Below are 9,021 nucleotides of genomic sequence, written 5' to 3' on the forward strand. Positions count from 1 at the left end.
GACCCGCCGATGTCGGAGCCGAACTCCAGCGGGACCATGCCCGAGGCGACCGCCACCGCCGAGCCGCCCGACGACCCGCCGGCGACGCGCGTGGGATCGATCGCGTTGTTGGTGCGGCCATAGACCGGGTTGTTCGATTGCAGATCCGACAGCGCGGGCGGCACGTTGGTCTTGCCGAGCAGGATCGCGCCGGCGGCCTTCAGCCGCTTCACCGCGACGGCATCTTCCTGCGCGATGAAGCCGCGATGTTCCGCGAACCCGAAGGTGGTGGGCAGGCCGGCGACGTCGAAGCTTTCCTTGATCGTCATCGGCACGCCCAGCAGCGGCGCGTCGAAGCCGGCGGCGATGCGCCGGTCCAGTTCCGCCGCGGCGGCACGCGCGCGATCGCCGTCGCGCACCACCACCGCATTGAGCGCGCCGTCACGCTCCGCGATCCGGGCCAGCGCAGCCTCGGTCTCGGCCAGCGCGGTGGTTTCGCCCGCGCGGATCGCGGCGGCGGTGGCGAGGGCGGTGGGTTCGGTCATTGCATCCTCCCCGGTACGGGGAGGGGGATCATGCGCAGCAGGGTGGAGGGGGTTCGCCGCGAACGGGGCGCCTGCGGACGGCCCCCTCCACCACGCCCTGCGGGCGCAGTCCCCCTCCCCGTGCCGCGGAGGATCACAACGATCCGCCGGTGTCGGCAGCGGTCTTCAGGCTGTGCGCGACCTTGAAGCCGTGCTTATCCAGCCCGGCGACGACCTTCGGCAGGCCTTCGGTCTGTGCCCAGAACATCGGGCCGCCGCGATAGACCGGCCAGCCGTAGCCGTAGATCCACACCACATCGATATCCGACGCACGCTGCGCCTTGCCTTCCTCCAGGATCAGCACGCCTTCGTTGACCATCGGATAGAGCGTGCGCTCGACGATCTCCTGGTCGGTGATCTCGCGCTTCTGCAGGTTCGAGCGGCTGCGGAAATCCTCGATGATCTCAGCGACTCGTGGCGACGGGGTAGGGTTACGCTTCTCGTCGTAATCGTAGAAGCCGGCGCCCTTCTTCTGGCCCCAGCGCCCCTCGGCGGCGAGCGCGTCGCGGATGCTTTCGATCCGCGACGGATCGCGGTGCCAGCCGATGTCGACACCCGCCAGGTCGGCCATCTGGAACGGCCCCATCGGCATACCAAAATCGGTGTGCACCTTGTCGATCTGCTGCGGGGTGGCGCCCTCCATCAGCAGCTTGTTCGCCTCCAGCTGGCGCGGGGCGAGCATGCGGTTGCCGATGAAACCGTGGCACACGCCCGCGACCACCGCGACCTTGCGGATCTTCTTGGCCAGATCCATCACGGTGGCGAGCACCTCCTTGGCGGTCTTCGCCCCGCGGACGACCTCCAGCAGCTTCATGACGTTGGCGGGGGAGAAGAAGTGCATCCCGACGACGTCCTCGGGCCGCTTCGTCACCGCGGCGATCTCGTCGATGTCGAGATAGCTGGTGTTGCTGGCCAGGATCGCGCCGGGCTTGGCGATCGCGTCCAGCTTCGTGAAGATGTCCTTCTTCACGTCCATATTCTCATACACCGCCTCGATGATGAGGTCGCAGTCGGCCAGATCGTCGAGGCTGAGCGTCGGCGTGAGCAGCGCCATCGCCTTTTCGGGGGCGTCGGGCTTGATCCGGCCCTTGGCGGCGGACGCCTCGTAATTCTTGCGCATCACGCCGGTGCCGCGGTCGAGCGCCTCCTGCTGCATCTCGACGATCGTCACCGCGATACCCGCCGACAGGAAGTTCATGCTGATCCCGCCGCCCATCGTGCCGGCGCCGATCACGCCGACGCGGTTGATGGGGCGCAACGGGGTCTTGGGATCGACGTCGTCGATCTTGGCGGCCTGCCGCTCGGCGAAGAAGATGTGGCGCTGCGCGGCGGATTGCGTGCCGGTCATCAGCTTCATGAACTGTTCGCGCTCGAACGTCATGCCCTCGTCGAACGGCTTTTCGCTGGCGGCGACGACGCAGGCGATGCACGCTTCCGGCGCGTCGAAGCCGCGCATCTTGCGCGCATTGGCCTTGCGGAACGCCTCGACCGCGTCGGGATCGGGAGTGGCGGTCTTGTCGCGGACGCGCGGGATCGGGCGAGTGGCGGCGATCTCCTTTGCGAAGGCGATGGCATCGGCCTCCAGCGATCCTTCGCCGACCACCTTGTCGACCAGCCCGACGTCGGCGGCGTTCTGCGCGGGGATCGGATCGCCGATCGCGATCATCTCCAGCGCGGCCTTCACCCCGACGACGCGCGGTAGCCGCTGCGTGCCGCCGGCGCCGGGCAGCAGGCCCAGCTTCACTTCCGGCAGGCCGAGCTTCGCCGAGGGGACGGCGACGCGATAATGGCACGCCAGCGCGACCTCGCACCCGCCGCCCAATGCGGTGCCGTGGATCGCGGCGACGATCGGCTTGGGGCTGGCGTCCATCATCTCGATCACGTCGTGGAGCGACGCGCCCTTCGGCGGCTTACCGAATTCGGTGATGTCGGCGCCGGCGAAGAAGGTGCGGCCGTCGCAGCGCAGCACCATCGCGGTGATGCTGGCATCGGCGACGCCCTCCTTCACCCCGGCCTCCAGCCCGTCGCGCACCGCCGCGCCGAGCGCGTTGACCGGGGGCGAATCGGAAATGATGACCAGGATGTCGCCATGGCGTTCGGTGCGGACGGGGGAAGTCATTGCTTTTCAGTCTCCTAAAACGTCGCCCCAGCGAAGGCTGGGGTCTTGAGCCGCCAGGAACCCCCGCGTTCGCTAGGGTGACGGCGCGGGGCGATCAGGTCAGCGCGGCATAGATCATCGTCTTCAGCTCGCGCCGGATCGGGTAGAGCATGGACGGCGACAATTGCGTCATGAAGACCATGTGCAGCCGCTCCACCGGATCGATGAAGAAGGCGGTCGAGAACATCCCGCCCCAGTAATATTCGCCGACCGACCCGGGCATCATCGAGCGCGCGGTGTCGATCGTCACCGCAAAGCCGAGGCCGAAGCCGGTGCCGGCGTTCTGCGTCTCGCTGAACAGCGAACGCGACAGCTGGGACAGGTCGGCGCCGCCGGGCAGGTGGTTCTGCGTCATCAGATCGAGGGTCTTGCGCCCCAGGATGCGCGCGCCGTCCAGCTCGCCGCCGTTCCGGCACATGCAGCAGAAGCGGTGATAGTCGAGCGCGGTCGACACCAGCCCGCCGCCGCCGGACATGAAGCGGAACGGCGTGGACCACATGCTCTCCGCGCCGCGATCGAACATCTGGCGGCCCTTGCCCGGAACGACGGTGTAGCAGTCGGTCAGGCGATCGACCTTGTCGCCGGGCACGGTGAAGAAAGTGTCGTGCATCTTCAGCGGCGCGAAGATCCGTTCCGCGAAGAATTGCGGCAGCTTCATGCCGGACACGCGCTCCACCACCAGCCCGAGCACGTCGGTGGCGACCGAATAATTCCACCCGGTGCCGGGGGAGAATTCGAGCGGCAGCTTGCCGAGCGCGGCGACGAAGCCGTCGAGGTCGTAATTGCCGTGCCAGTTCTCCAGCTTCAGCTCGCGATGCGCGGCGTCGATGTTGCTGCGGTTCTGGAAACCATAGGTGAAGCCGGCGGTGTGGCGCAGCAGGTCGACCATCCGCATCGGCTGCGCGCACGGTTTCGTCACGAACGGCACGCCCGCGCCGCCGCCGTCATAGACGCCGACGCCCTTCAGCTCGGGCAGGACGTGGTGGACCGGGGTGTCGAGCGCGACCTTCGCTTCCTCCACCAGCATCATGAACGCCACCGAGGTGATCGGCTTGGTCATCGAGGCGATGCGGAACAGCGACGATTCGTCGATGGCCGCGGCGGCGCCGTCGCGCGCCGCGCCCTGCGCGCTGAAATGGACGATCTGGTCGTCGCGCGCGATCAGCAGCTGGGCGTGCGGCAGGTGGCCGGGATCGAGATAGCGATCCTTGACGAAGGCATCGATCGCGGTGAGCCGGCGCGGGTCGAAGCCATGCTTGCCGGGGTTCGCGATCTTCATGGCCTCTCCATACCAGCGGTTCGAAATGCTGATCGACTCCTACCGCTTGAGCGGGACGGAAATCAACTCTAGTCTCGACCGGAAACGAACCCGATCTTCAAGTCGGATCGGGCGACGAACGGAGGGATACGCGTGACGAGCAACCAGGCCTGGCCCGCGATGGGCATGGACGAGGTCCGCGCCGCGCTGACGGCGCCGGGCGCGCGGTTCGAGATGGAAACGGTCGACATCCGCGGCATCCCGACGCGCATCTGGAAGAACGCGCCGCCGCACATGGCCGCGCTGGTGCGGCTGTCGCGCACGCATGGCGCGGCGCTGGCGACGATCCACGACGACGAGCGCGTGACGTTCGAGGCGCAGTTCCGCGCGATCGCCACGCTGGCGGCGCATTACCGCGCGTTGGGGGTGGAAAAGGGCGACCGCGTCGCGGTGGCGGCGCGCAACCTGCCCGAATGGGTGGTCGCGTTCTTCGCGGCGACGACGATCGGCGCGATCGCGGTGCCGCTGAACGCCTGGTGGACCGCCGAGGAGCTTTGCTACGGACTGGCCGATTCGGGTGCGGTGCTGCTGGTCGCGGATGACGAGCGGTGGCAGCGCGTGGCGCCGCACCGCGGCGACCTGCCGGCGCTACGCCACGTCATCGTCGCGCGTGCCGCCACGCCGCTGGAGGGCGCGGCGCGGATCGAGGACGTGATCGGCACCCCGCACGACTGGGCCGCGCTGCCCGACCGCGACCTGCCCGAGGCCGACCTGTCGCCCGAGGATGAGGCGACGATCCTGTACACCAGCGGCACCACCGGCAAGCCCAAGGGCGCGCTGGCCACGCATCGCAATTTCATGACCAATATCCTGTCGAGCGGCTATGCCGCGGCGCGCAGCATCCTGCGCAGCGGCCAGCCGCTGCCCGATCCGGTGCGCAAGGTATCGCTGACGGTCATCCCGCTGTTCCACGCGACCGCGCTGTCGGCGGGCCTGATGGGCGCGATGGCGGCCGGGCACACGAACATTTTCATGCGCAAGTTCGAGGCGGTGCGCGCGATGGAGATCATCGAGCGCGAGAAGGTGAACGTGACCGGCGGGGTGCCGACGATCGCGTGGCAGATCCTGGAGCATCCCGAACGCCACCGCTACGACCTGTCGAGCCTGGAGAGCGTCGGCTATGGCGGGGCGCCGTCCGCGCCCGAACTGGTGCGCAAGATCGCCGCCGAGCTGAAGGCCGCGCCGGGCAACGGCTGGGGCATGACCGAGACGACCGCGACCGTCACGACGCACAGCGGCGAGGATTATCTGAACCGGCCCGACAGCTGCGGGCCGCCGGTGGCGGTCGCGGACCTGCAGATCCGCGCCGAGGACGGCGTGACCGTGCTGCCGACCGGGCAGATCGGCGAATTGTGGGCGCGCGGGCCGATGATCGTGAAGGAGTATTGGAACAAGCCGGAGGCGAGCGCGGCGACGTTCGTCGACGGATGGGTGCGCACCGGCGACCTGGCGCGGCTGGACGAGGAAGGCTTCTGCTTCATCCTGGACCGCGCCAAGGACATGGTGATCCGCGGCGGCGAGAACATCTACTCGACCGAGGTGGAGAACGTGCTGTACGATCACCCGGCGGTCACCGACTGTGCGCTGATCGGCCTGCCGCACCGTATCCTGGGCGAGGAGCCGGCGGCGGTGGTGCATCTGGCGCCGAGCGCGCAGGCCAGCGAGGCGGAATTGCAGGACTGGGTGCGCGCGCGACTGGCGGCGTTCAAGGTGCCGGTGGCGATCCGCTTCACCGCCGACATGCTGCCGCGCAACGCCAACGGCAAGATCCTGAAACGCGATCTGAAATCCCTGTTCGAGGATCGCATCGCCGCCTGAATCGTTTCGCTGCGGTTACGGCATCTGGCCGTAGCCGGGGAGAGCGGGATGCGGGTGACGAAGGATTTCCTGCGCGGGCGTGGCCGCCACGCCATGTCGGCGCAGGAAAAGGACATATTGGAAGCCGCCGTGGAGCGCGTCGAGACGCTGCCCGCGCGCACGATCATGACACATCGCGGCGAGCCGGTGCGGTACAGCACGCTGTTGCTGGACGGCGTGATGTGCCGGTACATGGATGCGCGCGACGGGTTCCGCCAGCTGGTGGCGTTGCAGCTGCCCGGCGACTTCATCGACCTGCACGGCTATCCGCTGAAGCGGCTGGACCATGATGTCGGCACGCTGACCGAGGCACGGGTGGCGATGGTGCCGCATGCGCGGATCGACGCGATCCTGGCGGAGCACCCGCATCTGACGCGGCTGTTATGGCGATCGACGCTGCTGGACGCGGCGTTGCACCGCGAATGGATCTTTCGCCTGGGACGCCTGGATGCGGTCGGGCGGGTCGCGCACGTCGTGATGGAAAGCTATCACCGGCTGCGCGTGGTTGGCCGGGCGACCGACGGCATCTTCGCCTTCCCGCTGACGCAGCAGGATCTGGGCGAGGCGTGCGGGCTGACCGGCGTGCACGTCAACCGCACGCTGCGGCGGCTGCGCGAGGACGGGTTGATGGATATGGCGCGCGGACAGGTGCGCATCCTGAACCTGCCGCGGATGGCGCGGGTGAGCGAGTTCGAGCCGAACTATCTCTACCTCGACGACGCGGGCGAAGGGCAGGGCGCCGCGCCGCCGGGCGGCTGACGATCCGCCGAGCGACCGTCTTCGCCTGCCTGATCCCGTCGCGACGCTTGTTGCGGCTCCTCCAATGTCGTTAGGTCGCGTCATGTCCGATCCCTCGCCTCCCGCCCCGTCCGTCGCACCCGTCCCGCCGACCGATACGCTGGGCTATCCCGTCGCGCCCGACAGCGACCCGGTAATCGCGCTGCGCCGCGACCGGTTGCTCGCCGCGCTGACGCTGACCGCCGGGCTGGGGCTGATGGTCGGGCTGCCCTTCGCGTTGAAGGAGGGGGCCGAGTTCTTCATGCCGACCGCGGTCGCGCTGGTCGTGTCGCTGGCGCTGATCCCGCTGCTGGAATGGCTGGAGCGGCGGCGGCTGCCGTCGGCGGTGGCGGCGCTGCTGTGCGTGGTGCTGTTCCTGATCGTCGCCAATATCGCGCTGGCCGCGATCGTCGTGCCGGCGACCGAGTTCTTCCGGTTGCTGCCGACGCGGATCAACCGCATCCAGAACAACCTGGCGCCGCTGCTGGACCTGTATTCCAGCCTGGAACGCTACGCCAACCGCACGCTGCGGCAGATCGCCAGCACGCCCGTGCGCCCTTCGCCGACCGCCGCGGTGGCGCCGCCCAGTTCGATCGTCGAGCTGGCCGCGACATCCGCACCGGCGGTGATCGTGCAGGTGTTCTACGCGATCCTGGTCAGCTTCTTCTTCCTGTCGGGCTGGACCCGCCTGCGCGAGCGGATGATCACCGAGCGCGCCAGTTTCGGCGGCGCGATGGCGACCGCGCGGGTGCTCCAGGAAATGGTCGACGACGTATCGAGCTATCTGGGCACCATCACCGCGATCAACGTCGCGCTGGGCGCGATCATCGCCGGGGCGCTGCACCTGCTGGGCATGCCGTTCCCGCTGATGTGGGGCGGGATCGTCGCGCTGCTGAACTACATCCCCTATTTCGGGCCGGTCGTCGCCGCGCTGTTGCTGGCGGTGGGCGGGCTGATGACCTTTTCCGACGTATGGACCGCGCTCGCGGCGCCGGCGATCATGTACGGCGCGCACCTGATCGAGGCGAATGTGGTGACGCCGCTGATCGTCGGGCACCGGCTGACCATCAATCCGGTGATGATCCTCATCTCGATCAGCTTCTGGGGATGGGTGTGGGGCACGGTGGGGGCGTTGCTGGCGGTGCCGATCCTCATCATCGTGCAGACGATCCTGTCCGCCGCGGGGCGCCCCGACATCGCCGGTTTCCTGTTCGAACACGGCACGCTGACGCGCCAGAAATCGGGCGAGGGGCGAAGCGGCTGGCGGCTTCGTGAAAAAGACGACGAATAAGCGTTGACAGCCCCCGGCGCGCCGCCTAGTTGGCGCGCCTCACGCTTCTCCAAGCGGGTGTAGCTCAGTTGGTTAGAGCGCCGGCCTGTCACGCCGGAGGTCGCGGGTTCGAGCCCCGTCACTCGCGCCATCCCTGCGGTGACCGCAGCGGATAGCGTGGAAAATCCCTTCATTACCGAGTGTTATGCTTGCTGTCTGGCAGCAGCTCGTCGGATCGCGGGCTTATATCCGGATGACGACGCGCGCGCCGGTTACCGCCAGCGCCCGGTTTCCATCCAGCGCAGCAGCGGCTTGAGCGGGGCGATCCAGACGATGCCGGTGACGAGGTAGAAGACCGCCTGTACCGGCCACCACCAACCGCCGACCACGCCCGACAGCGACGCGACCGCGACGCACCACACCAGGATCAGCGCCAGGATCGCGAGCATCCCCACCGGCTTGCGCCACGATGGTGCCGGACGGGGCGTCATGCCGCGATCCATTCGCGTTCGGTGGCGATGGCATGGAGCGGCACGTCCCACGAATCGGCGGGAATCGCCGCGACCTCCTGCACGCTCCACGCGACGCCGATCCGGCGCGCACCGGGCCAGGCGGCGAAGGCGCGGTCGTAATGGCCCGCGCCCTGGCCCAGGCGGTTGAGCGCGCGGTCGAACGCCACCAGCGGGGTCAGCACGATATCGGGGGAGAGCGGCTCGGCATCGGCGGCGGGCTGGCTCAGGCCGAACGGGCCGCTGCCCAGCGCCGCGTCCGGATCCCAGCGCAGGAAGCGCAGCGGGGTCGCGCGGTCGACGACATGCGGCAATGCCAGCCGGCAGCCCAGCGCGGTGGCGGCACGCTCCAGCGGGGCGGGATCCGCCTCGCTGCCGATCGGGACGTAGCTGGCGACCACCAGGCCGGGGGCCAGCAGCGCCTCGAACGCCGGATCGACGCCGATCGGCAGGTGCGGCGCGGCGGCGAAGGCATCGCGCGCGGCGCGGATCGCGGTGCGCAAGGGTCGCTTGTCGGTCATCGCGGCTCCTGTGCGGAAAACGGTGCGCGGAGGAAGGGCGGGGCGGGG

8 protein-coding genes and 1 tRNA gene are annotated in these 9,021 nt (G+C 68.8%); 4 read left to right on the top strand and 5 right to left on the bottom strand.

The genetic code is table 11. The features are described 5' to 3' along the window. The 3 genes from AX685_RS20105 to AX685_RS20115 form a co-directional block, all read right to left on the bottom strand. On the bottom strand, positions 1–524 hold a 524-nt coding region (locus AX685_RS20105), incomplete at its 3' end, for an amidase family protein (RefSeq protein ID WP_269450513.1). A gap of 133 nt (positions 525–657) precedes the next feature. Continuing rightward, positions 658–2,682 carry a 3-hydroxyacyl-CoA dehydrogenase NAD-binding domain-containing protein gene (locus AX685_RS20110; RefSeq protein WP_066491993.1) on the bottom strand — a complete coding sequence of 675 codons (2,025 nt, stop codon included), beginning with the start codon at positions 2,680–2,682 and terminating at the stop codon, positions 658–660. A gap of 94 nt (positions 2,683–2,776) precedes the next feature. Then, positions 2,777–4,000 (bottom strand): serine hydrolase domain-containing protein, encoded by a 1,224-nt coding sequence (locus AX685_RS20115; protein ID WP_066491995.1) that lies wholly within the window; start codon positions 3,998–4,000, stop codon positions 2,777–2,779. 159 nt (positions 4,001–4,159) lie between these two features. Between AX685_RS20115 and AX685_RS20120 the strand changes: the two genes are divergently transcribed. The 4 genes from AX685_RS20120 to AX685_RS20135 all read left to right on the top strand — a co-directional run bounded on the left by AX685_RS20120 (position 4,160) and on the right by AX685_RS20135 (position 8,094). Then, a complete protein-coding gene (locus AX685_RS20120) occupies positions 4,160–5,857 on the top strand; it encodes a class I adenylate-forming enzyme family protein (RefSeq protein ID WP_082741114.1) in 1,698 nt (565 codons plus the stop codon). Positions 5,858–5,905: 48 nt separating this feature from the next. Continuing rightward, entirely contained in the window at positions 5,906–6,655 is a 750-nt protein-coding gene (locus AX685_RS20125; protein WP_066491999.1) for a Crp/Fnr family transcriptional regulator, read from the top strand. Positions 6,656–6,737: 82 nt separating this feature from the next. After that, positions 6,738–7,964, top strand: a complete 1,227-nt coding sequence (locus AX685_RS20130; protein ID WP_082741113.1) for an AI-2E family transporter — start codon at positions 6,738–6,740, stop codon at positions 7,962–7,964. Positions 7,965–8,017: 53 nt separating this feature from the next. Further along, positions 8,018–8,094 (top strand) — tRNA-Asp (locus tag AX685_RS20135). A gap of 121 nt (positions 8,095–8,215) precedes the next feature. Here AX685_RS20135 and AX685_RS20140 read toward each other — a convergent pair. Further along, complete coding sequence (locus tag AX685_RS20140) at positions 8,216–8,434, bottom strand: DUF2842 domain-containing protein (RefSeq protein WP_082741115.1); 219 nt, start codon at positions 8,432–8,434, stop codon at positions 8,216–8,218. Then, the gene (locus AX685_RS20145; RefSeq protein ID WP_066492004.1) at positions 8,431–8,973 is read right to left on the bottom strand and encodes a 5-formyltetrahydrofolate cyclo-ligase; all 543 of its coding nucleotides are present in this window, start codon (positions 8,971–8,973) and stop codon (positions 8,431–8,433) included. The genes AX685_RS20140 and AX685_RS20145 overlap by 4 nt, the downstream gene beginning before the upstream one ends. Between the last annotated feature and the right edge of the window lie 48 nt (positions 8,974–9,021).

This window comes from Sphingomonas sp. CCH9-F2 (assembly GCF_001556735.1).
Taxonomy (GTDB): domain Bacteria; phylum Pseudomonadota; class Alphaproteobacteria; order Sphingomonadales; family Sphingomonadaceae; genus Sphingomonas; species Sphingomonas ginsenosidimutans.

Bases quoted from the DNA above. Each gene is read 5' to 3' on its own strand.
- AX685_RS20110 (WP_066491993.1), bottom strand. From the start codon at position 2,682: ATGACTTCCCCCGTCCGCACCGAACGCCATGGCGACATCCTGGTCATC.
- AX685_RS20115 (WP_066491995.1), bottom strand. From the start codon at position 4,000: ATGAAGATCGCGAACCCCGGCAAGCATGGCTTCGACCCGCGCCGGCTC.
- AX685_RS20120 (WP_082741114.1), top strand. From the start codon at position 4,160: ATGGGCATGGACGAGGTCCGCGCCGCGCTGACGGCGCCGGGCGCGCGG.
- AX685_RS20125 (WP_066491999.1), top strand. From the start codon at position 5,906: ATGCGGGTGACGAAGGATTTCCTGCGCGGGCGTGGCCGCCACGCCATG.
- AX685_RS20130 (WP_082741113.1), top strand. From the start codon at position 6,738: ATGTCCGATCCCTCGCCTCCCGCCCCGTCCGTCGCACCCGTCCCGCCG.
- AX685_RS20140 (WP_082741115.1), bottom strand. From the start codon at position 8,434: ATGACGCCCCGTCCGGCACCATCGTGGCGCAAGCCGGTGGGGATGCTC.
- AX685_RS20145 (WP_066492004.1), bottom strand. From the start codon at position 8,973: ATGACCGACAAGCGACCCTTGCGCACCGCGATCCGCGCCGCGCGCGAT.